The 24,873-nt window shown below is 35.4% G+C and carries 19 protein-coding genes and 1 tRNA gene; 8 read left to right on the forward strand and 12 right to left on the reverse strand.

What is annotated here, in order from left to right:
• Positions 1 to 4: 4 nt before the first annotated feature.
• Together E4T88_RS12400 and E4T88_RS12405 are read right to left on the reverse strand one after the other, a co-directional pair.
• Positions 5 to 2,968 (reverse strand): PEP/pyruvate-binding domain-containing protein, encoded by a 2,964-nt coding sequence (locus E4T88_RS12400; RefSeq protein ID WP_135105883.1) that lies wholly within the window; start codon positions 2,966 to 2,968, stop codon positions 5 to 7.
• 346 nt (positions 2,969 to 3,314) lie between these two features.
• Entirely contained in the window at positions 3,315 to 4,118 is an 804-nt protein-coding gene (locus E4T88_RS12405; protein ID WP_135105885.1) for a hypothetical protein, read from the reverse strand.
• 297 nt (positions 4,119 to 4,415) lie between these two features.
• Between E4T88_RS12405 and E4T88_RS12410 the strand changes: the two genes are divergently transcribed.
• Complete coding sequence (locus E4T88_RS12410; RefSeq protein ID WP_135105887.1) at positions 4,416 to 5,453, forward strand: tyrosine-protein phosphatase; 1,038 nt, start codon at positions 4,416 to 4,418, stop codon at positions 5,451 to 5,453.
• A 100-nt stretch (positions 5,454 to 5,553) separates the two neighbouring features.
• Here E4T88_RS12410 and E4T88_RS12415 read toward each other — a convergent pair whose 3' ends face one another.
• The 6 genes from E4T88_RS12415 to E4T88_RS12440 form a co-directional block, all read right to left on the reverse strand.
• Entirely contained in the window at positions 5,554 to 6,309 is a 756-nt protein-coding gene (locus E4T88_RS12415; protein ID WP_135105889.1) for a hypothetical protein, read from the reverse strand.
• A gap of 165 nt (positions 6,310 to 6,474) precedes the next feature.
• Positions 6,475 to 9,699 (reverse strand): carbamoyl-phosphate synthase (glutamine-hydrolyzing) large subunit, encoded by a 3,225-nt coding sequence (carB, locus tag E4T88_RS12420; RefSeq protein WP_135105891.1) that lies wholly within the window; start codon positions 9,697 to 9,699, stop codon positions 6,475 to 6,477.
• A 25-nt stretch (positions 9,700 to 9,724) separates the two neighbouring features.
• Positions 9,725 to 10,795: a glutamine-hydrolyzing carbamoyl-phosphate synthase small subunit gene (gene carA, locus E4T88_RS12425; RefSeq protein ID WP_135105893.1), complete on the reverse strand. Its 1,071-nt coding sequence runs from the start codon at positions 10,793 to 10,795 to the stop codon at positions 9,725 to 9,727.
• 301 nt (positions 10,796 to 11,096) lie between these two features.
• The gene (locus E4T88_RS12430; RefSeq protein ID WP_135105895.1) at positions 11,097 to 12,290 is read right to left on the reverse strand and encodes a pyridoxal phosphate-dependent aminotransferase; all 1,194 of its coding nucleotides are present in this window, start codon (positions 12,288 to 12,290) and stop codon (positions 11,097 to 11,099) included.
• Positions 12,291 to 12,343: 53 nt separating this feature from the next.
• A complete protein-coding gene (locus tag E4T88_RS12435; RefSeq protein ID WP_135105898.1) occupies positions 12,344 to 13,561 on the reverse strand; it encodes a bifunctional 3,4-dihydroxy-2-butanone-4-phosphate synthase/GTP cyclohydrolase II in 1,218 nt (405 codons plus the stop codon).
• Positions 13,562 to 13,588: 27 nt separating this feature from the next.
• Positions 13,589 to 15,640 (reverse strand): LptF/LptG family permease, encoded by a 2,052-nt coding sequence (locus E4T88_RS12440; protein WP_135105900.1) that lies wholly within the window; start codon positions 15,638 to 15,640, stop codon positions 13,589 to 13,591.
• Between the two features lie 214 nt (positions 15,641 to 15,854).
• On the opposite strand from E4T88_RS12440, the gene E4T88_RS12445 reads away from it, so the two are divergent.
• From E4T88_RS12445 to E4T88_RS12470, 7 genes are all read left to right on the forward strand, one after another.
• Positions 15,855 to 15,928 (forward strand) — tRNA-Met (locus E4T88_RS12445).
• A 300-nt stretch (positions 15,929 to 16,228) separates the two neighbouring features.
• Positions 16,229 to 17,050 (forward strand): hypothetical protein, encoded by an 822-nt coding sequence (locus tag E4T88_RS12450; protein WP_135105902.1) that lies wholly within the window; start codon positions 16,229 to 16,231, stop codon positions 17,048 to 17,050.
• Positions 17,051 to 17,174: 124 nt separating this feature from the next.
• A complete protein-coding gene (locus tag E4T88_RS12455; protein ID WP_135105904.1) occupies positions 17,175 to 17,459 on the forward strand; it encodes a helix-turn-helix domain-containing protein in 285 nt (94 codons plus the stop codon).
• Between the two features lie 138 nt (positions 17,460 to 17,597).
• Complete coding sequence (locus E4T88_RS18000) at positions 17,598 to 17,759, forward strand: hypothetical protein (protein WP_167755457.1); 162 nt, start codon at positions 17,598 to 17,600, stop codon at positions 17,757 to 17,759.
• Between the two features lie 19 nt (positions 17,760 to 17,778).
• The gene (locus E4T88_RS12460; protein ID WP_135105906.1) at positions 17,779 to 18,147 is read left to right on the forward strand and encodes a plasmid mobilization protein; all 369 of its coding nucleotides are present in this window, start codon (positions 17,779 to 17,781) and stop codon (positions 18,145 to 18,147) included.
• Positions 18,113 to 19,054 (forward strand): relaxase/mobilization nuclease domain-containing protein, encoded by a 942-nt coding sequence (locus E4T88_RS12465; RefSeq protein WP_135105908.1) that lies wholly within the window; start codon positions 18,113 to 18,115, stop codon positions 19,052 to 19,054. The genes E4T88_RS12460 and E4T88_RS12465 overlap by 35 nt, the downstream gene beginning before the upstream one ends.
• A gap of 2 nt (positions 19,055 to 19,056) precedes the next feature.
• A complete protein-coding gene (locus E4T88_RS12470) occupies positions 19,057 to 19,764 on the forward strand; it encodes a hypothetical protein (protein WP_135105910.1) in 708 nt (235 codons plus the stop codon).
• Between the two features lie 195 nt (positions 19,765 to 19,959).
• Here E4T88_RS12470 and E4T88_RS12475 read toward each other — a convergent pair whose 3' ends face one another.
• The 4 genes from E4T88_RS12475 to E4T88_RS12490 are packed head-to-tail and all read right to left on the reverse strand — an operon-like array spanning position 19,960 to position 24,545.
• Positions 19,960 to 20,655, reverse strand: coding sequence for a glycosyltransferase family 32 protein (locus tag E4T88_RS12475; RefSeq protein WP_135105912.1), 696 nt, complete (start codon positions 20,653 to 20,655; stop codon positions 19,960 to 19,962).
• A 41-nt stretch (positions 20,656 to 20,696) separates the two neighbouring features.
• Complete coding sequence (locus tag E4T88_RS12480) at positions 20,697 to 21,077, reverse strand: hypothetical protein (RefSeq protein WP_135105914.1); 381 nt, start codon at positions 21,075 to 21,077, stop codon at positions 20,697 to 20,699.
• Positions 21,077 to 23,239: a peptidase domain-containing ABC transporter gene (locus E4T88_RS12485; protein WP_135105916.1), complete on the reverse strand. Its 2,163-nt coding sequence runs from the start codon at positions 23,237 to 23,239 to the stop codon at positions 21,077 to 21,079. The genes E4T88_RS12480 and E4T88_RS12485 overlap by 1 nt, the downstream gene beginning before the upstream one ends.
• A 4-nt stretch (positions 23,240 to 23,243) precedes the next feature.
• Positions 23,244 to 24,545 (reverse strand): radical SAM/SPASM domain-containing protein, encoded by a 1,302-nt coding sequence (locus E4T88_RS12490; protein ID WP_135105917.1) that lies wholly within the window; start codon positions 24,543 to 24,545, stop codon positions 23,244 to 23,246.
• Positions 24,546 to 24,873 lie beyond the last annotated feature (328 nt).

Genomic DNA, 24,873 nt, shown 5'->3' on the forward strand with positions numbered 1-24,873 from the left:
TAATTTATATTTGTTCGGGTTTCAGTACGGTTCCAATGTTCTTTTTTCCATTTATCTTTATAACCATCGGATTTAGAAACTGAACATGTCGTATAAAATCAGTTTCGAAGACCGCAGGTTGTTTATTCAGATAATCTTCATCAAATAAACCATCTTTAGATGTGAACGGATTGATAGAGAAATATCCAACGCCAAAAGATGTCAGGTTCTGAAAGAAATGAGTACCCTGACTTGGCTCTATTTTATAGTTATCCAAGGTAAGCTCAACTAACACCTGAGCATTCGATATTTGAGGCCATTTAACCGGAATACCTAGCCAAGAATCACTGCTTCCCCATCTTCCGGGACCTACCAGTATGTAGTTTTTCTCTTTCTCCAAAAATTCAGCATTCAGTTTATCAATCTCTGTCGCTATTTTTGTGTTGTTAGCTGCATTGAAATTCTTTGTTTTCACGTAGATAATATCATGCACATCACTTATAATTCCGTGGCCTAAAGCATTATTCGAGTGTAATATCTCATCCTCCGGTTTTATCCGAGACAAATCTTCAATCTGCAATTCTTTATTTTGTACTATTGGTCTTATTTGCAACAGATAAAATATCCCTTCTCCTTTTTCTTTCAGATCTACAGCAAATTCTATCTCTACAGCACGTCCCATTTCCGATTGTCCAATTTTTAAAACTTGCTGTAGAATTTCAGCAAGAGGGAAAACATTATGCTGTAAAACGTTTGCAAACGATATTATCTTTCGACCACTATCATAATATCCATCATATATAACCTGATCAACAGGGTCGTACGTCGATGATATATATTTTATAGAGCCATCTTTTTCTGCATCTTTTATATTTAGCTTCAAAAGGTTAAAACCATCATTCGTTGTAAATTCCTTTTGAATATTCTTTGTATCCAAAGCGTAAAAAAAGCGTTGAGTATCTCTTAAGGCCAAATCTACGGAACTCAGCTGTACAATATTGTGTGGATGTGCCGGTGAGAAACGCAGATTCGAACCTCCTTCTACAATATATTTACCCAAACCTAATACAATGTTGGCTATACCTTCTTCGGGTCGTTCATTCCCTATAGGGTAAAAATTCAATGATCGTGCCACACCTGATATAGTTGGATAAAAATGATCTTCGTAGTTAGTCCCTACAGCCTCTTGTATCACTATTGCCATTTTTTCCTGATCTATCAGGTTCTGTGTTGCAGTCATATAAGTTTTACTGTCTTTGTAAAAAACAGAAGCATACACTGCTTTTATAGCCTTGCTAAGCAATCCGAGTGTATCATACTTGTCTTTCATCAAAGGAATCATATATGTTGAATATACACCCGCAAAAGGCTGATAGTGCGAGTCTTCAAGCAGACTAGAAGAGCGTACGGCAATTGGAGCATCTATTGAATCCAGAAAGACCATGAAATCTTCGATAAGGCGATCCGGTAAGCCCGCTCGAAAGAAACATCTTAATATTTCATCATCCGACTTGTCTGATAATGCTATTGGATACAGGTCGTTGGTCTCCATGAACTCATCAAAGATGTCGGTGCATAATACTACTGTACGAGGAATCTTGACCGAAATCTTGTTATCCTCATTTAACTCTAAGTGTTCCTTTATTATATTATCAATAAAAGCGATACTACGCCCTTTACCGCCTATAGAGCCGTCACCCATTCGTGCAAAGTTAGAAAACTCATCGAAGCGATCTTTGTCGAATGTGGCAACTATTCCCGAGTTCTTAACCTTACGATATTTTATTATCATATCGTATATAATCTGACGCGCCTCTTCCATACTGCTAAAATCTGTAACCGCAATACGCTTTAGCCACTCAGCCAAAGGGAACATGGCTCTGGAATAGAAGAAACGGGAAAAATGATCGTGTGAAAGGTGGTACTCTATCGATGCATCCGGAATATTGAATATATTCTTCTGCATATCCTTCAGGTTGCGTATTCGCATAATCTCATTTCCGGTCTCAGGATCTATTATAATAAAATCTCCAAATCCGAAATTGTTGACCACCTGCTTTTTCAAATCCCGAGGAAAACTCTTTGAATTCTTATCAATAAAACTACAGCCTAACTCATCAGCATAAGCTTTGTTTTTAACTTCTGATGAGGTAAAAACCACTGGTGCAAATCGCCGTTGCTTCCGCATCCATTTTACAAAATTGTAGCCGGCTAACTTATCTTTTGTCCCGCCATGAGCATAACTCATATCGGTAATAACACCTAAGATGTTGTTATAGTATTTCTTATAGATGTCAACCGCTTCTTCGAAAGTACGAGCCAGCATAATTTTAGGGCGTCCACGCATACGCAACATTTGCTGGTGTTCGTTCAAAGCCTCTTTCGAGAATTCTTTTGATGCCTCCATTACAATTTTGAACAGAGTGGGTAAGGCTGAAGAGTAAAACCGTACAGAGTCTTCGATGAGGAGTATAACTTGTACACCTACACTTTCTGTGTCATGTTCTACATTCATACCATCTTCTATTAGCTTGATTATAGCCAGTAAAAGATCGGGGTTGCCAAGCCAGCTAAACACGTAATCAACACCCGATAAGTCTTCCGACGATAGTCTTTTTGATACCTCTTTAGAGAAAGGCGTGAGTACAATGAATGGTGTTTCAGGATATAATTCTTTTATATGCTTTGCTGTAGAGAATATATCCGTATCATCCATATTTGGCATCTGAATGATCAGTTCATAATGATTTTCACTTATTTTCCGTATGGCCTCATCTTCTGAATATACCTGAGTAAAACGAGGCGGATAGTTTAGATTAAGTGATGTATATTCATTAAATATCTGTTCATCAATACGCCCATCATCCTCCAACATAAACGAATCGTATTTCGTTGCTATCAACAAGACATTAAAAATACGTTTAGTCATCAGATTGGCAAAAGATGTATCCTTGAATCGGAAAGCTTTTATATCGGGTAATTTCTCCATGTCATGGTTTTATCAATTAAGAGAACAAATATAATCAAGCAGCGCTTACTTTTTAGCGGTTTGCTTCAAAAGTTTACAATTCGGAGGTATATCTTCACAAAAGGTGACAAATGTTATTGTTTGTAAATGGCTGATATCTAGATTATACTGTCGAAAAGGTGACAAAAGTAACACTTTTGATATTGTTTCATTAATTGTCTGATACCTTTTGTGCTTTTATAAAATATTCTCATTATTCTTTGTGAACTTTCTCGCAATTCAATAATCCGGTGGTATATATATAAGATAAAAACGCCAACCGGAAGTTGACGTTTTACGAATATTGAAATAGTTTTTGTATTATGTGTTATGCCGGAGTATTTTGTTTATTAGCCTTTTCCTTTTGCGCATCTGCAAGTATCTGACGTCTTTCTTTTCTGAAATTTTCACGCAAATCAGATAGCTTTTGTTTTTGGGCAGCCGGAGCAATGCGGCTCATTTCTATAGCTTTTTTTTCTTTAATGTAGTTTTCTTTTAAAGCATTTAATTTTTCTACACTGGCATTATCTAATTTCATGCCTTTTCTACTTCCATAAGTAAAAGTTTTGTCCTTTGAGAAATCTTTTCTGATATCTCTTAGTTTGCTTTGTTGCTCAGGGGTATAGATTTTATTCAAATCTTCACGATGTTGTAGTGCTAGTTCTTTCGATTTGGTTCTGTAGTTTTCATTTATTGCTCTTATTTGTTGCTTTTGTTCATTCGTAAGGTTGAGGTCCTTCAAGTCCTTCTTGTATTGTATTGCTAATTCTCTTTGCCTGTCGTGCCTTTTGCCTCTCATACTCATTTCCTTCTCCCTTTTGCTTTGCAGTTCTTTCAGCTTTGTTTGCTGTTCAGGAGTCAGAATGTTGTTTATAGCATCACGATGTTCTCTTCTTAGTTCTTTAATTTTAGTCCTTCTATCTTCTTTCGAAATATTTGAATTACTTCTCAAATCCGATATTTTTGCTCTGAATTCATTATTAGCAGAATCCACTTTTTGTTGCTGTTCGGAAGTTAAGTTTAATTCCTGCGGTAAAGAAAATCCCCGTTTACTACGCCTTCCTTCTTGTGCACTAACTATTGTTAGCGAAGTAAAAGCCAATATAGCTAATGATAAAAATAACCTTTTCATAATCTTTCGATTTTTAATTGTTTCATGATACTTAGATGTATATAACTTCTTGAGGTTTAATATGAAATGTTATTTTAACTTTTTATTATATGTTTAGTAATGATTAATTTCTTCTTTCTTATTACTTCTACAGACCTATTCCCAAGGGTTTTGCCCTATGTAATTCCCGTTTGCGATCAGTGTGATATATAACATAATTTAATAATCAGTTAATAATGTGAAAACAATAATTATGCCCAGCGGTATTTTGATTAACTTGCATAAAATAGATAAGATAAATCAATAAACTGATATTTTATGACTTGGGATAGATTTGCGATTGCATCGAATGAAGAAAGAGGAGAGTTAGATAGTATTCAATATTTTGAGTCGGGCATAACAAAATATACATCAATAATTAGAGATAAAATATCAAAGTCAGCATCATTAAAAATTGATTTTTCTGACGAATGGTCACTCTTTGCAGGAACTTCGCTTGAAGATATTGATTATACCCAACCAATAGCAAAAGGGCAGGGCAGGGGTGTTTTTTCTTTGACTATATCAGACCCAATGAGGTACTACTTTGTGTTAGCCACAGCCAACGAAAAAGTTGTATTATCCGAGCAACATTTGCCAATGGCTGGAGGATATAATTTTAGAGATTTAGGAGGTTACAAAACACAAGACGGCCGCCGCGTGAAATGGGGTAAAATATTTCGCTCAGATGATCTTCATAATCTGAATGATGTAGACTTGGCTTATCTGGCTTCTATTCCTTTGGTTTCTATCGTAGATTTCAGGTCTGAAAAAGAAATGATGCAAGCTCCGGATAAAAATCCGGTTTCGGTAAAACAGAACTATCCCTTGTGTATAAGTCCCGGAAATCTTATGACTGTAGCAACTTCTAAAGATGATTTGTATAAACTTTCAGTAGATGAAGCGGACACCCTGATGAAAGGAATGAATACTCTTTTGGTTACAGATCCGATATGTATAGACAGATACCGAAAGTTGTTCAGCTTGCTTCAAAATGAAGAAAATATTCCTCTTATGTTTCATTGTTCTGCCGGGAAAGACCGTACAGGTATGGCGGTAGCTCTTGTATTATCGTCTTTGGGGGTAGATGAAGAAACTATATTGGACGACTATTTGCTTTCTAATTCCTACTTAGCAGATAAATATGCCGAATATAAAAATGCCTCTCCGGCATTGAAGTCTTTATTTGAAGTCAAACCTGAATTTTTGAAATCAGGCTTAGATACGATTAAAAAAGAGCATAGTACAATAGATGCATTTTTGAAGAATATTCTGAATGTGGATATTGAAAAAATGCGTGAGCTGTATTTATTTTGATAAAAAGACGCTAGTCTAAAAGTCGATGTAGTCGGAGATGTTTCACTCCGTTGAACATGACGGAGAATATTGAAATTACATTTAACTCACATCTTTCTCTCTAAATAGCTTTGTATTTGAATTCTTTAGCTAATACTCCATCATAGTATTGTTTGATAGGATAGTTTTCAGCATCGTACTCGTATGTAATGTCCTTGGTGTCAGTTCCAAACCTCGAGTCTAGTGTAGTAGCCTCAATAGCATTGTTGTGACCTAAAAAGTCGCTACACCATTTCATATTATTCATATGTAATGTCCAAAACCAGAGGGGTAAACCTTCTATGCTGGAAAAGATAGACTTCTTCGTATCAAAAGAGTAATCAACCACTATATCTTTTTTACCCGAAATTGAGTGAACTGAATATTTTACAAGATTATTGTGATTGTCGTACGAGAACATTTCCCATAGATTCCCATCTTCAAATGTTGTTTTACTCAATCTGTCTGAGTTATCTGTATAAATCTTATTATATTCTGTTATTTTACGGAGCTGTTTACCGCTACTTTTAACTTCTTCGGTAATGTATTCGTTATTATCATACATAAATTTAGAATTGTTAATAGCTTCGCCTCTATCTCTGTTTATAAGGCATTCGGCTAGTTTCCCATTTTTGTCATATTTTAGAGTGAATTCCCGAAAAATAATCGGCCCTTTTTCTTCGATATATATTAATTGATTTTTTGAATTATATTTCAGACTAACTACTTCTTTCGATTGTATAGAATTTATCTCTATAATCAACTTTTTTGTTTGGGCATTGATGCTAAAATTCAGACAAAGTAAACTAAAGAGAACAAGGGCAAGAGTTTTTTTCATATATGTCAGATTCTAAAAAATAATATATTATGAACGGTAGTTTTAAAAGTTTAGTATTGGTTGTAAAACATTTATTTGTGTGATGATTCCTTTGAATGAAAAGACCAAAAAGAAATAGCCTGATTTTATAGTCAGGCTATTCTAATATTTGTCAATTCAGATCAATTAATCGTATTCATTCCAAGCTTTAATTTCAAGCTCATCCACATTCATCTTACAAAATGCCTGTATAAAAGCTGATGCAAGGCGCGAGTTGGTAAGCAATGGTACATTAAAGTCTATCGCTGCACGACGGATTTTGTAACCATTGTCGAGCTCACTGGTGGTAAAATTCTTAGGAATATTTACGACTAGGTCGATTTGTTTGTTGTGTATCATTTCCAATGCATTTGGCTGTTGATTGTCATTTGGCCAAAATACCTGAGTTGCAGGAATTCCGTTTTCTACAAGGAATCGTTGTGAACCTCCGGTTGCATATAATTCATATCCTTTTTGGTGTAGAAGTTTTGCAGCTTGGAGCAACTCTACTTTCGATTTAGCCGGGCCGGTTGAGAACAATACGGTCTTTTTCGGAATCTTGTAACCTACAGACAGCATTGATTTAAGCATGGCATCATAGAAGTTATCCCCGATACAACCTACTTCTCCGGTCGAAGCCATATCCACTCCTAATACAGGGTCGGCCTTTTGCAGACGTGAGAAAGAGAACTGAGAAGCTTTGATTCCTACATAGTCAAGATCGAAATCATTCTTGTTCGGTTTCTCTACTTTTTTGCCAAGCATCACTTGGGTAGCCAGTTCGATAAAGTTTATTTTCAAAACCTTAGAAACAAAAGGGAAGGAGCGGGATGCTCGCAAGTTACATTCGATTACTTTAATCTCATTGTCTTTGGCTAAGAACTGCATATTGAAAGGTCCTGATATCTGTAACTCTTCAGCTACCTTGCGGGCTACTTTCTTTATGCGTCTTACTGTTTCTATATATAGGCGTTGAGCAGGGAATTGTATTGTAGCATCTCCCGAGTGAACTCCGGCAAACTCTACGTGTTCAGAGATTGCGTACATTATGATTTCACCTTTGTTGGCTACAGCATCTATCTCTATTTCCTTTGCATTTTCAACAAATTCGCTCACTACTACCGGATGTTTCTTCGAAACTTCGGCTGCCAACCCTAAGAAGTTTTCCAGTTCCTGATCGTTAGAACATACATTCATCGCTGCACCTGACAGTACGTATGATGGACGTATCAGCACAGGATATCCAACTTCGTCTACAAAGCCTTTGATGTCTTGCAGAGATGTTAGTTCTTTCCAGCGAGGTTGATCTACACCTATGCGGTCGAGCATACTCGAGAACTTGTGGCGGTCTTCTGCATTATCGATGCTTTTAGCTGTAGTTCCCAATATGTTTACCTTAGCTGCGTCAAGGCGCATTGCAAGGTTGTTCGGAATCTGCCCTCCTACCGAAAGTATTACTCCATGAGGATTTTCGAGTTCGATGATATCCATTACACGTTCAAATGTAAGTTCATCGAAGTATAGGCGGTCGCACATGTCATAGTCTGTAGAAACCGTTTCGGGGTTATAGTTGATCATTACCGATCGATAACCTTCTTTACGGATACTTTGCAAGGCGTTCACCGAACACCAGTCAAACTCAACCGAAGAACCGATGCGGTATGCACCCGAGCCCAGAACGATTACAGATTTATGATCTCCTAAGTATTTTACATCGTTTTCTCTACCATTATATGTGATATACAGGTAGTTTGTTTGAGCAGGATACTCTGCTGCCAATGTGTCTATTTGTTTTACACAAGGTACTATTCCGTTCTCTTTACGTATACGGCGCACATCGTGCTGAACTCTTTCTACAAGAGTAGGTTCTTTACATACAATCTTAGCTATCTGGAAATCAGAGAATCCCATCTTTTTTGATGTATGTAGTAAGTCTAAAGGAAGAGACTGCACATCGTCATATTTTTCAAGTTCTTTAGAACATTGATATATGTATTTCAGTTTTTGTAAGAACCAATTATCGATTTTAGTCAGGTCATGGATTTGATCTACAGTATATCCTCTTTTGAATGCTTCTTCGATGCAGAATATACGTTTGTCTGTCGGGTTTTTGAGTGACTCATCTAGGTCATCCACTTCCAGAGGCTTATTAGCCGCAAATCCGTGCATGCCGATATTGATCATACGAAGACCTTTCTGTATCGCTTCTTCGAATGTACGTCCTATTGCCATTATCTCGCCTACAGATTTCATACTAGAGCCAATCTCCCTAGATACTCCATGGAACTTACCTAAATCCCAGCGAGGTATTTTTACCACAATGTAGTCGAGTGCCGGCTCGAAGAATGCACAAGTAGATTTTGTAACAGAGTTTTTCAATTCGAACAATCCATATCCCAGACCTAATTTTGCCGCAACAAAAGCCAGAGGATAGCCTGTAGCTTTAGATGCAAGAGCAGAAGAGCGGCTCAGACGTGCATTTACTTCGATTACCCTGTAATCTTCCGATTCTGTATCGAAGGCAAATTGTACGTTACATTCTCCAACTATGCCTATATGTTTTACGATGCGGATGGATAATTCACGAAGCTTGTGAAACTCATCGTTCGTTAATGTTTGCGATGGTGCTACAACAATACTTTCTCCTGTATGGATTCCGAGCGGGTCGAAGTTTTCCATATTACAAACAGTCATACAGTTGCCGTACTTGTCACGAACCACTTCGTATTCGATCTCTTTCCAGCCCTTGAGCGATTTCTCAACAAGAATTTGAGAAGAGTAGGAGAAGGCCTTTTCTGCAAGAGCTCGTAGCTCTTGTTCATTGTCACAGAAGCCTGAACCTAATCCGCCTAAGGCATAAGCGGCACGGATGATGATCGGGTAACCTAAGTCTTTAGCTGCCTTTACTGCATCCTCAATTGTGCCAACGGCATGGCTCTTGATGGTTTTTACATCTATCTGATCTAGTTTCTTTACAAACAATTCACGGTCTTCAGTATCCATGATGGCCTGTACAGGCGTTCCGAGAACTCGTAAATTGTATTTTTCAAGAATTCCTTCCTGAAAAAGTTGTACTCCACAGTTGAGTGCTGTTTGTCCTCCAAAAGCTAACAGGATTCCATCCGGTTTTTCTTTTTTGATAACTTTCTCAACAAAGTATGGAGTAATAGGCAAGAAATATATTTTGTCAGCACTCCCTTCCGAAGTTTGTACTGTTGCTATATTAGGGTTGATAAGTACAGTTTCAATTCCTTCCTCTTTCAGGGCTTTCAGGGCTTGTGAACCGGAGTAGTCGAATTCTCCGGCCTCTCCAATTTTTAATGCACCCGAACCAAGGACTAATACTTTTTTTACGTCTATATTTATATCCATTTAAGCTGCTTTTTTATATAGTGGATTATAATTTTTCAATAAATAAATCGAAAATAAAGGCTGTATCTGTTGGGCCGCTACATGCTTCTGGGTGAAACTGTGCCGAAAAGAATGGTTTAGTCTTATGCTTGATACCTTCGTTCGTTCCATCATTCAGGTTGATAAATAAAGGTTCCCATTCTGCACTTAATGACGCATTCGCTACCGCATAGCCATGGTTTTGTGAAGTGATGAAGCATTGAGTCGAGTCAACCATCTTTACGGGTTGATTATGACTGCGATGTCCATACTTTAATTTATATATGGTTGCTCCGCCTGCTTTAGAAAGCAGCTGGTTGCCCATACATATTCCGCAGATCGGTTTGCTTCCTTCCATTGCCTTACGAATATTCTTTACAGTTTCTTCGCAAAAATCAGGGTTGCCGGGACCATTTGAGATAAACAATCCATCCCATTCCAACTGGTTGAAGTCATAATCCCAAGGCACGCGTATTACTGTTACGTTTCTCTTTAGTAAGCTGCGTATGATATTATGCTTAACACCGCAGTCTACTAGAACTACCTTCTTCTCTCCGTTGCCGTATGTCAGCACTTCTTTGCAACTCGCTATTGCAACCTGGTTTTCGATATTTGGATCATAAAACTCAATTTCGTTTGCACCTTTGAAAACGATTTTTCCCTTCATCGAACCTTTTTCGCGGAGTATCTTTGTTAGCTCACGCGTATCAATGCCATAAATACCCGGTACGTCGTGCTCTTTTAACCAGTCTCCCAGACTTTTTTTAGCATTCCAGTGAGAGTATTCGTGCGAGTAATCTGAGACGATGAGTCCGCTTACTTGTACTTTTTCCGATTCGTAAAAATCGGAAATACCGTCGGTAAGGGTATCATCGGGAACCCCGTAGTTACCAACAAGAGGAAATGTGACAACTAGTATCTGACCTAAATAAGAAGGGTCGGTAAGGCTTTCTGTATAGCCTACCATTGCAGTGCTAAATACAACTTCTCCGGCTTTTGCGGTTTCAGAGCCGAATGACTTTCCTTCGAAAATTGTTCCGTCATCAAGAATTAGTTGAACTGGTTTGTCTAAATGCATCGTTTGTTTATATAAATATGTGGTTAAATAAGCTATTTACAAAGATAAAAAAAAAGGAACGGGATATCTGTCATATCTGTTCCTTTTATTATAATAGTAAATATTGTATCTTTTTCTTTCTCATTATTTCAAATATTCTAAATATCTCAAGCGAATATCTGAGGTACAAAGTTAAGTATAAAAAATGAGATAAAGTGCCTTTTTGAAATTATAATTTTTCTTTTTTCATAAACTTGATCTATTTTAAATAAAAAAGTGGAGATAAATTACTTATCTCCACTTCTTAGCTATATAAATTGATTTATTTTAATTTAGCCAGAGTCTCTTTAACTCGTTTCATTGCTTCAATGATATTTTCATCAGATGTTGCATATGAGAAACGGATATAATTTGCAGCTTCGAAAGCAAGTCCACCAACACATGCCACATGTCCTTCTTCTAAAAGGAACATGGCAAGATCGGCCGATGTTTTGATCGATCTTCCGTTGTATGATTTGCCAAGGTAGTAGCTGCATTCAGGGAATAAATAGAAAGCTCCTTCGGGTTTGTTTACTTTAAAACCTTCTATTTCGGAAGCTAGTTTTACGATTAGGTCACGGCGACGTTCAAATGCCTGTCGCATATCTTCCACACATTGCTGTCCGCCTAAATATGCTGCCTCTGCTGCTTTCTGAGCAATAGAAGATGCTCCCGAAGTGTATTGACCTTGTAGCTTATTACAAGCTGCAGCGATCCACTGTGGGGCGGCCATCCATCCTAAGCGCCATCCCGTCATTGCATACGCTTTAGATACACCGTTTATAATTACTACTCTTTCTCTGATGTTTTCAAACTGGGCAATACTTTCGTGTTTGCCTGTATAGTTTATATGTTCATATATCTCGTCAGAGATTATGATTATATTAGGGTGTTTAGCCAATACATCAGCCAGACCTTTCAATTCTGCTTTGCTGTATATACTTCCTGTAGGATTGGAAGGTGAGCATAGTATTATAGCTCTTGTTTTAGGTGTAATTGCAGCTTCTAATTCAGCCGGAGGTATTTTAAAGTTTTGCTCTATACCTGTATGTATAACAATACTCTTACCTTCTGCAAGTTTTACCATTTCTATGTAGCTTACCCAGCATGGAGCAGGTATAATGACTTCGTCATCCGGATTAACAACACTTAGTACAGCATTGCAAACTGCTTGTTTGGCTCCGTTCGAACAAATAATTTGTTCAGGCTTATAACTCAATCCGTTTTCTGTCTCCAGTTTTTTACTTATTGCTTGTCGCAACGAAAGATATCCGGGAACAGGAGAATAAAATGAAAAATTATCATCAATAGCCTTTTTTGCAGCCGCCTTTATATGATCCGGTGTATAAAAGTCAGGCTCTCCAACACTTAGGTTGATCACATTGATTCCTTGAGCCTTCAATTCGTTGCTCTTTTGCGACATTGCTAAAGTTTCTGATACAGAAAGGTTCGCTATGCGTGCTGATACTTGTGTCATTTTCTATCGATTTTGATTATATGATATTCTTATTTCTATAATTACATAACAGATTAATCTACATTATGTAAGTCATGGCCCATGCGTTCTTTTTTAGTATGCATATAAAACTCATTATACTGGTTAGGAGTAACTTCGATCGGTACATTTTCTACAACAGTAAGCCCAAAGGATTCCAAACCTTTTCTTTTTACAGGATTATTTGTAAGTAACCGCATTTTACATACATTCAGGTCGCGAAGAATTGCAGCACCAACGCCATAATCGCGCTCATCGGCACGATATCCCAAGTGTAGGTTGGCGTCTACTGTATCGTAACCTTCTTCCTGTAATTTGTATGCTTCCATTTTTGCCATCAGGCCAATGCCGCGACCTTCCTGATTGAGGTAGATGACAACCCCTTTTCCTTCTTTTTGTATCATCTCCATCGATTTGTGAAGTTGCTCGCCACATTCGCAGCGTTTCGATCCAAAAATATCGCCAGTCATACAAGATGAGTGTACACGAACGAGTATCGGTTCATCTTTATCCCATGTTCCTTTTATAATGGCTACATGTTCTAATCCTGTTGCTTTTTGTTTGAAAGGAATTAGTTCAAAATCTCCATATGCAGTTGGCATTTTTACTTTAGCTCCTCTTTCTATAAGAGACTCTCTTCCGAGCCTGTATCGTATCAGGTCAGCAACAGATATAAGTTTGAGGTTGTATTCATCTGCCATCTTTCTCAGTTCAGGCAGACGAGCCATTTCACCATCTTCTTTTTTTATTTCAATCAATACTCCGGCAGGATATAGTCCTGCTAAACGTGCCAGGTCTACAGCTGCTTCGGTATGTCCAATACGGCTTAGTACACCTTTATCTTTAGCACGTAATGGGAATATATGTCCCGGACGACCAAAGTCTTCCGGCTTAGTTTCTTTTTTTGTTAGAGCCAATATTGTTTGCGCCCTGTCGTATGCAGATATCCCTGTTGTAACACCGTTTTTCAATAGGTCGATTGATACAGTGAAGGGAGTAGAATGCATAGAGGTATTGTTGGTCACCATCATTGGTAAATCTAGTTCGTCACAGCGTTCTGATGTCAGCGGAGCGCAAATCAAACCTCTGGCATGTGTCTCCATGAAGTTTATCTTTTCCGGAGTAATTGCTTCTGCTGCAATTATTAAATCGCCTTCGTTTTCACGATCTTCATCGTCTACTACAATAACGAAATTGCCTTTTTTAATTTCGTCAATTGCTTCTTCTACTGTGTCCAGTTTAATCTTATCCATTATTATATTATTTCCAGTCTGTTTTTGTCATTTAATTTTTACCATCTCACGTTCTATATTCTTCTTTAAATAAGGATAGAATCCCCAGATAAATATAAAAGAACCAACAATGATACCAAACATATTTTTTCTTGTCTTTTTGTCAATAGATCTGTAGAAGTCGAAGTAACAAATGAATGATTTTATGAAAAATACAGCATACGCTACTACTATCAAAGACGACATGATAAAGCTAAGCTTTATTATCACTGACAATATAGCGAATAGTATAATAACCAAATAAATAAGCATGGCTATTTTCGCATTTTTCATAAATGCATTAAATATACTTCGAGATTCTACATAGTTTATCTTTTTTACTTTCACATCAAAGAAGCTGGCACCCTTATCTTTCAATACGCTTAATACGAGTTGTAAGGTGTCTTCGTCGTAACTATACTCTTTATGATTCTTCGCTATGTCCTTCAGATTCTCAACACTCATCTCTTGGATATACGCAATCTGATCGGGAGTTGCATTGAGAGAAGCAAGATCGGGAACAGTATTAATGTCAACCGATTGCTCTGTTTCATATATTGTCTTTTTCTTTAAGCCCAATATTTTTCGGAAGAAGTTTCCATAAGCTTCGGGGTTGAATAGAGCAGAGTCGTTCATTGCCTTATATGTGAGGAATACGCCCAATGGGAAAAGGGCAAATGAGCTTAGCCACATACCTTGCCAAACCTCCCAAACTCCATCGCGTGCCATTTTGTAGCCGATGTTATCGATGATATAATAAACGATAAATAGAAGTACAGAGACAACTACCGGCATACCTAATCCTCCTTTTCGTATAATAGCCCCCAATGGTGCTCCGATAAAGAAGAAGATGAGACAGGCAAAAGATAATACGAATTTGCGATGCCATTCAACTTTATGCATACGTATGTTCTTTTGCATGTTTATTTTCTGCGTGGTCTCCATGATGTTGAACCTGCTGCTTTCGGCTTCGTTTGCAGCAAAACCCACATACCTTGATATTTCATCATTGCTATATGTATTTATCAATGAGTCAAAATCTATTGTATTTATAGATTTTTTCTTCAAAGGTTCATTCGCTTGCTCCTTATTCGGTAAAGCGGTTTCTCCTGTTTCCACCTTTTTGTATGCATCAGAATTGCGATACGTTAAATAGGTGTTTTTTCCTATTACCTGCCTGTCGTGTACGTTTACACTGTCAAGCGTGGAACTAAGAGAGTCTATGGAATTCCCTAATTGAAGAATGTTTTTTGATATTTGTGTTCCTTCCAGATTAGATTCGTCCATTCTATCAAATCCGCTATTGAATGGAATAACTATTTTCTTTTCTTTAAAATTCTCTCTACTATATGGAACAAACTGATTGTTTTGACGTGTTTCGTTAAGTCCGGATTGTGAAAAGTTCGCGAATCGCTGTCCCGAATATAAGTTCAACAAAAGAAAATCTTTGTTGGACGATATGCTCATAAGAGCCGAGTCGCAAACGAATACGGACATATTATCAAACCCCTCGGATGTATCATAGATCATTACATCTTTCAGCATTCGGGTTTCTTTTTCTTTTTTCTTTACGTAAAGGCTGTAATTTGTTATTCCACTATAAAATGATCCTTCAGGAATATCCAACTCCGGAGATTTTTGCCGTATAGATATCATTAATGAGCGGAGTTTTACCTGAATGCGTGGCATAGCTTCGTTTTGGAAGAAGAAGGCTCCCACAGCTACACACGAAATGAATATAATCAGAGGCTTCATCGTTTTTAAGAGTGAAACCCCGGATGCCTTTATTGCTAATAGTTCTAGTCGTTCACCCAAATTTCCAAAAGCCATAAGAGAGGCTAGCAACAAAGAGAGTGGGAGGGCAAGAGGGATAAGGCTGAGGATTGCATACATGAAAAGTTCGGCAAGCACTACGTTGTCAAGTCCTTTGCCGACAAGGTCTTCTACAAATTTCCATAGAAATTGCATCAAGACAATAAACAAACATATCCCGAAAGTCATCATGAAGACGGGGAAAAATGTCTGAAGAATGAATGTGTATAACCTCTTTATCCTTAGCATTAACAATTGACTAAATCAGGTACAAAAGTAGTAAAAAGAAGAATGTAAAGAGTAATATTGGAGTGAAAGATATTATTCTTAAATTTTATTAGGTAATTAGGCTTTGTATATGAGCTATTTCCGATATAATTATTAAATATTTTTGCAAATTTCGGCTGTGAGTATTGTTTTATAAGAAATAAACTTCTATTTTTGCACCCGCTAACAAGATGATGGCGGGATAGCTCAGATGGTTAGAGCGCATGATTCATAATCATGAGGTCCGGGGTTCAAGTCCCCGTCCCGCTACTTGAAAATGAGAGATTTACAAAATATTGTAAGTCTCTTTTATTTTTGATGTACATACTATGTACATACTACTTTCCCCTATAAATCAGCAACTAAGAGAAAGAAAAACAAAGATGAAAAATAAGTCTTATTAGTTCTGATAATCGGAAAGATATAAATAAAACTGATAATTATTTATGTGCAGCAGGCAAATGTACATCTTATATACATACAAAATTGAGAAAAACGCAGTAAAATAAGCTTATCTTTTTGCTCTTCGTCATCTTTTATTTAGCTTTGAAATAATTAAATCAAAGCTATATGAACAAACTAGCTTATATTAAATATTCCCAAAAAGAAGCTAATCAAAAGATATGGAGTTCTTTGATGAATAAATATGAGTTATTGAAAAAGAAAAACACATTCTTAGCCCACCTTTGGTTTCCATTAGCGTGTATTCTCTTTGGCTTTGTAGCTATATTGAGTTGGATTAGTTTTCTTACGTTACTATTCAAAGATATTCAGTTTACTCCTCATTATATGAGAACTGTGATTGAATATAATAATATGAGCAAAGAAGAGGAAAAAGAATATCTTGACCAGCAGTTTTCGGTGTATAAGAATCGAGTATCTTATGGGAATCTATCCACAGAAAAACAAAGTCAAATAAATACAACATTCGATTTACTATTTAAAGTGAATACTAATAAGTTTGATAAAGTACGTGAACCGGAATTACAAGCACTACAACCTGAAATCATAATAAAAGACTTTAAATCTACCCTTAATGAAAAACAGATAGAAATTCTTGTAGAATGTATCAATAAAATAAAGGTATTAGATACTGTAATGACTATTGATATTGTACAGCAAATCCTATCCTGTACAACAAAACAGCCATTGAGGATTGCCAGTAAGAAAAACAAACTCCTTATCTATCTATTTAACGAATTAAATAAACGCTGTTATATAACAAGCAGTTGGCAAGCTGTATGTGCCCAAAATAAGATATTCCTTACATCCGAAAAAGGAGTATTTCTAAATCAGGATAATATCTCCAGTACTGTTAGTACAAACCAAGATTACCCGCCAAAAGATTCTCATATCATAGACAAGTATATCAAAGAACTGCAAGAACATTGAGAATACATTGAGACTTTTACCCTCTCAAACATAACTCCTTAAATATCAATTTACATTTGCCCTTGTCGACAAAAAACAGGGGTATGCGCAACCCCATTTATTAATGTTATAAACTCATATTGCTATGAATGAAAATTTAGAAATGAGGGTTTCCGCATTAGAGAAACATTTGTATGCTCTTAAAAAGATATTGTCTTTTGAAGAAGCAAGTAAGTTCCTTAACTTATCTAAGAGTTATTTATATCAACTCACATCAAAGGGTGTAATTCCGCATTATAAACCACAAGGTAAGATGATCTACTTTGAAAAAGAGCTATTGGAAGATTGGTTAAGGCAAAATCCTATCCGGACAAAACAAGAGTTGCAAAACGAAGCTGCTAATCGGATTATCTCATCCAAGAAGAAATAACTCTTTTTCGCTTGTCGGGAGGAGTGGTCTCCCCCCTTGCCGCTGGGCGATCCCCGACCGATGAGTTGTTGGTGTTCTGGGTTGCTTGGTTCTGATGGTTTAGTCGGTATATCCACATAAACCAAAGTCCTAAGTTTTGTGTATCAGTTCTTGAAGAATCCTGCTATTCCAATCGGAAGCGAAGCCTTTATCGAAAGTGTGTGGCAAGGTTATGGAAATGTATACATTTCCTACCTTGCTCCGCCTTTGGCGGAGGGGAAAACCGCTCCCGTTGGTCGCAGTTTTGAAGAGAAGAAATAATTAAAATACAGTTGAAATTATGATAAAAGATTCATATAAAAATACAGCTAAAAGAAAGCTCAAAGATAAAGTTATCAGTGCCCGGTTTTCGGGTATTGAGTACATGGCTTTGAAGAAAAGGGCAAAAGATGCAGGGGTAAGCCTGAGTAAATTTGTCCGTTCAGTCTTACTGACTGGAAAAGTAGTCCAGCGTATCAGTAAATCCGATGCGGATATACTTCGTAAACTCTCGGGAGAAGCAAACAACTTGAATCAGTTGGCAAGGGTTGCCAATAGAGAAGGATTCAAGAATGTGGCTTCTGATGTGATTAACCTTCGGGGTATAATAGTCGGTATCATAAACCAACTCTCAAATGATTGGAAAAGTTATGAAAAGAGCAGCATTTAAAGGATGTGTCAATTATGTGATGAATAAGCAGGATGCTAAGCTAATTTCAGCCGATGGTGTATTGTTGGGGAATGTCAATAACATAGTCCAGAGTTTCAATGCTCAACGCCTCATAAAGCCTAATATTAAACATCCTGTCGGGCATATCTCGTTAAGTTATTCGCCTGATGATGAGAAGAGGTTGACAAATGGTGCTATGGTTACATTAGCCAAAGAATATATGGAAAATATGGGTGTTAAAGACACTCAGTATATTTTAGTACGCCACTTTGACAACGGTAATCCCCACGTTCATTTGGTATATAACCGCATCGATAATAACGGCAAAGTTATCAGTGATAAAAACGACCGGTACAGGAATGAAGCGGTCTGTAAAAAGCTGAAAGATAAATACGGCTTGACCTATGGTAAAGGAAAGGATAAAGTAAAGCGACAAAAGCTGAGAGGTAAGGATAAAACCAAATATCAGGTTTACAATACAGTAAAAGATGTTTTGTCTAAATCTACCAATTGGACTGACTTTGAAAAACTGTTGAAAGAAAAAGGAATTGTTCTTTCTTATAAGTGTAAAGGGCGAACAAATGAGATACAGGGTATTTCTTTTACTAAAGGAAAGGTAACATTTAAAGGCTCGGAAGTAGACCGCAGCTTCAGTTATTCGAAGATCAATACTAGATTGCAAGAGAACGCTCAAAATCAAAGGATGGTTGAACCTGTCAAGAATATATCAGAAGATAAGCCCCAGAATCTGGGTGCGAGCCTTCTGGGGTCATTGATTCATGGGATAAGCTCTTTATCCACATTTGAAGTTCATGGGGATAATTATGAAGACGAACAGTTTGCTAAAAGGATGCAGTATGAGCAAAATAAGAGGGATCGAAAACGAAAATTTAAAAACGGAATTTAATTATGAAAAATAATATAGATAACAATGAGGAGTTACAGATTGTAATGGAAGGTTTTGTTCAGACTATATCGGAAATTAGAGAGGATATTACTGTTATTAAGGAGAACACAAGTCCAAACAATAATGATAATCCTGCTGATTCGCCATTAACGGCAGACTTATTGAATAAGATAGCCGATACTGTTGACAATGCTAAAAAAGCGATTGATGAAGAGGATCTGAAAAAATTCATAAATATTATCATCAGTGTTACGACTCAGTTACAGGAAGAAGCTAATAAAGCTTCTGCCGAATTCCTGAACCAGAAGATTGCAGAGTTAAACGAACTTGTTAAAAAGCCGAGTATAGTGGAAAACAGATATTCGATTGATTTCAAGTCTAGTAAAACGTTTATTGCTCTTGTTATCTTAATCTTAGGTATTGGATGTTCATTGTATTACAATTATGACCAGTTACAGGAAAACAAGAGATTGAAGCATAATGATATTAAATACAGGTATATACAGATGAGAGGAGGTGTCTCTCAGGAGCATTTACTTTATTTGAACAAATCCTACGCTGAAAGATCTCAATACCGTGATAGTATACAGAGGAAAGTGATTGATTTTGAAGCTACAATTAGAAGGAAAGTGTATAATCAAACGATAAAGGAACAAAATGAGAAGGAGGAACAGCTGATTAATAAAAAGTTAGAAAAATTGACAAAATAGATTTGCCATTAGCAATGTAATTTGTAAATAAAGGGTGTGTCTTTTAACTTAGTTTTGACAGAGTCCATAATATTGTGTAAATGAAAACTACAGGTTTCAACCTGTAGTTTTCATTTACAATTTCGGATAGTCCTTTTTTGTCACCCCTCTTTATTCATTTTATAGGAAAATGCTAGGACTTGTTTTATTTTAGTTTTAGGCCCAATTGCTAAAAAAATAATGAATAGCATAAGCTTCTTTTACGCATTCCTCGAATTCTTTATTTCTAACACCATATCTAAATTCTTCTGCCTCATTACCTGTAAAAGGCGATACATAGACCGCCGGTATGAGATAGACATCTTCCTTTTCTTGATCTGTTAATGTATCATAGAGACGAATTAAGGCGTATGGACCAGTAGTATTAAATACAGCCATGCTTTTAGAAGCATATTTAGCGTCAGTCAAAAGAGTTCTAGAAAATACATATTTTACTATTCTTTCCATAAACGGATGCCCTGGAGTGCTAAGCATTAATGCATTGTTGAAGATGCGAAAATGGTTAGATATAAAATCTTTTTCTAAAGAGAAACAACACGTTTTGTCTTTAAGGAGAGTGTTCATCGGTTTTATAGACTCATAATCAAAATCTACATACATCCCTCCAATTTTATTTAGAATAAGGTAACGTATAGCATCCCATCGTTGTATATCATATTGGTATTTATTATATACGTACCAATATTGAGGATAATATTTTTTCACAAAATCATTCATGCGTTTATTATCCCAGAATTCGTATTTCCAATCTGGATAATCACGTTTCCATGTATCTCCTAATCGTTTAAAATTTTCTGGCAAAGGATCACTTATTCCTGACCAGATTTGATGAATAACTTGAGGTACTTTCATGATATTTTAATTTAATAAGATTGAACTGCATTTTTACTTAGCTAATAAATAAAGATAATATCCCAAAGTTTTTTATCTTCACCTTTAAGTTTTGCATTAAATACGTCAGGAAGCTTTTCTTCATTATTATTGTATAGATACAATATTTTAAAAGATTCATCAATAGAATCTACTCGAAACGTTATTGACTTATTTTCTATATTTAATATAATTGAATCTTGGTGATTTATTTGTTTTGGTTTTATTGGTATTTGCATAATTCCTAAATATGAAGCCATATTTGTCTTTACAACTTCAATATTTACATTTTGACTAACTGGAATTTTTTTCGAAATGGCAATTGCTATTAAAATTAGAAAAACTAAAATAATAGATATACCATAACGTATCAAGAAATTTTTTTTTTGATTTGTATTACTCATTATTTAGCTAATTCTAATTGATTAAAAACTAATTTATAATATACTTCTTTTTTTCGAATTAATTGCTCGTGGTTACCTACTTCAGTTATAATCCCATTTTTTAAGACTACAATTTGATCTGCATTCTTGACAGTACTTAATCTATGTGCTATAATAACAACAGTCCTTCCCTTAAAGAAATGCTCTAAATTTTGGACAATTATACTTTCATTATCAGCATCTAGAGAACTTGTCGCTTCGTCCAGAAATAAATACTGAGGTTTTTTGTAAACAGCCCTTGCTATCATAATACGTTGCTTTTCCCCACCACTGATGCCTAGACCTGATTTGCCTATTTTTGTATATAATTTCAAGGGCTTATTTTCTATAAATTCCTGTAAATTAGAAATTTTAACAGCTTCCTTTAATCTATTTTCATCAATAGGATCAGCACCTAAAACAATATTTCTCAAAATAGTTTCAGAAAAAATATAGCTTTCCTGCATAACTATACCACATCTTTTCCTCCATTCATCAGATGAGAAATTATTTATGTCATAATTATCTATAAGTATTTCTCCATCTGTCTGTTGATAATATTTAAGTAGTAATTTAAGCAAGGTCGTTTTTCCACTACCACTTTCTCCTACAATAGCGGTAACTTTTCCTTTAGGAATTAATAAATTTATATTATTTAAAACCATTTTATCCGAAAATGGACCATACCGAAAATAGACGTCCTCCAATTTTATGTTAGAAACAGAATCTGGTATTTTTTGATATTCGACCTTATTGTCCTCATTTTCTAAAATATGGATCTCTCCGGCTCTTTCCAAACTAATTTTTGAATCTTGAAAATTTCTTACAAATCCGATTAATTGTTCTAGCGGAGAGTTCATTTGACCAATAATATATGTGATACTCATCATCATACCTAAAGTAATATGTCCCTGCACAACAGAAACAGCAACAAGAAAAGTTACTGTAATATTTCGAACCTGATTTATCAATGAATACCCTGCCGATTGTACTTGATTTACCTTTAAAGAATCAATATCAGCTTTATATTGTTTCTCTTGTATATCTTTCCATTCTTTTGCTTTATAATCCTGAAAATTATTAAGTTTAATTTCAGGCATTCCATTTATAATCTCTAATATGGAATTCTGATTTTCAGTTCTTACTTTAAATAGTTTGTAATCAACAACCTTTCTTTTCTTCAAAAAATAAAGCATCCACAGTATACTAATAACTGTAAAGCATGTATAAACTATTAAAACTTTTAGACTATAGAGACCAATAATGACAAAAAAAACAGAGAAAGATAATAGGGAGAAAACAGTCAGAAGAGTATCTGAGGTTGCGAAAGATTGTAATCTAGAATGATCCGCAATCCTTTGATGAAAATCTCCCGTAGACTTAGTATCGAAGAATTTCATAGGTAGGCGCATTATTTTTTCTAGGAAATCAGAGACTATATCAATATTAATCCTAGTACCCAAATAAAGGACAATCCAATTTCTCAAAAGAATAATAGCATAACTTCCCAGAAACAAACATAGCTGAGATATCGCTATAATTAATATGATACCTATATCAAGTTCCCCAATTCCTTTATCAACCATTGCTTGAGTCAAAAAAGGCATTATTAGTGAAACAATAACTCCGGCTAATAACCCCAAGCTTAGCTGAAACATCTCATTTTTGAAAGGAAGTAGATATTTTAATAAAAATTTCTTTATAGAATCATTCTCTGGAGGAGGTATCATTTGATAGAATAAATCAGTAGGAGTGGGAATTAAAATCACTCCTTGCCCCCCATGACTCCATTCTTTACAAAACTCCTCTTCAGATAACTTGTATTTGGAATAAGCAGGATCTGCAATCCAATAATATTTATTTTTAGTTATTTTATAAAGAACGACAAAGTGGTTCTGATGCCAATGCAAAATTACGGGAAGCTTGAACTCACACAATCTTTCTAGGGGCAGTTTGAAACTATTTACGGTCATACCTATTGCTTCTAGACCATCTCGTATTCCGGCAATTGAGACTCCCTCTGACGATAGGAAAGATAAATTCCGAAGATAGTTTAATGAATATTTTTTACCATAATATGCTGCTATCATACGAATACAAGCGGGACCGCAGTCTATACTATCCAATTGTCGTGAAAAATTCATACCCTTAAGTTAATGTAATCCTATTATTACTTATTATCTGAATCCTACTTTGAATTATATCTAATTTATCATCTTCACCTATGTTACCAGGGCATATATACAGAGACTGATTAATTTTTTTTTGAGAGCATACACTACAAATTGGCAAAATAGAGCAATCTTTACATATTGGATTAGAAAACCTAGAATTCATTCTACCTTGATAATATTTATTATATGTTATTGTTCCATCTTCGTTTAGTATCCCTTCTCGCTTAGCTTGAATAAAATCTTGAGATGTACACTTATATACATCTCCATTATAATTTACGACTATACTATCCCCTCTATCTGCATAACAAGATGTTCCCAAGCCTCCATTCTCACTGTTTCCATCATGTTTCATTCCAAATGTGTCTAAAGCAAATCTTATCTTTTTTAATATTGGTGAGGTTTTTAGCCCCCCATCATGCGTTTGCCAAACAGGTTGAAAACTAAAATGAAATGAATCATAATATTTCTTATCCAAATCTTTAAATTCATCTATAAGATCTATAAAACAGTTAAGGTTATCAATATTGTAATTACATCGTATATTAACATGCAAACCTTTTTTTATTGCATATTTAATGTTTTTCAGAGTGATATCGTAAGTCCCTTTACCATTAGACATTTTTTTTATCGCATCATGCAAACTCTTATTTCCATCAAATGGAACTTGAATATATCCTATGACGTCTAATGAAGACAAATAATCTACAATATTAGATGTAAGTAAAACTGCATTTGTTGTGAATCCAATATTCAATTTGGTTTCAGAGCCATTACATAATTCTTGAGCAAAGTTAATCAAAGGTTTTACCGTTTTATTGAATTTTAACAATGGCTCCCCTCCAAAAAAAGAAATAGCCAAAGTCTTTAATTGTAAAGTTTTAATTTTATTCTCTAACAATTTCTTTATTGAATTCATTGTCTTATCATCAACATGACTGTTTTTTTGATGTGTTTCATAACAATACCAACAACGTAAATTACAATCAAGAGTTGGATTTATAGTTAATCTAAAATACACATCAGAATCTAATTGTTTCTCCCTATCTTGTATTGTTATTTCAACTTCATCTTTATAATTATCTATTATAAAAGATTTAGTTATAAGGCAGGTATAGAAATCAGGATGAAGTAATTTAATCCTATCTAAATTATTTTGAGAAATAATTGTATGAAGTTCTTTTGTAAGAATTAAAATTTTGTCAGTTCTACAATTATATAATATATATTTTTCATCTCCTGCTTTTATAGTTGAATTATATTTACTCCATTTCATGATATTAACTTTATTTTTTCAATAAGTGAAATACCCTCATTTGAGGGTATTTCACTTCACTGTTAATAGTAAGACATATTACTCTTAGCACTTCCACAATTATCGCATTTGCAATTGTCATTATTGCTAAGGCTACTATTGCTACAATTGTCATTGTTACTACCCCATCTAGGTTTGATCAGATCCGTTTCCACAACTCCATATCCACCTTTAAACGAGTTTTCTTCATCTGAAGTTAGAGGAGTTATATCCTCATTAACTTTTAATACTTTTTTCTCTTCCATGATTAAAAAAATAATATTATCTCTACTCTTTATAGGATTTTCGA

The sequence above is a fragment of the Dysgonomonas mossii genome, from assembly GCF_004569505.1.
GTDB lineage: Bacteria > Bacteroidota > Bacteroidia > Bacteroidales > Dysgonomonadaceae > Dysgonomonas.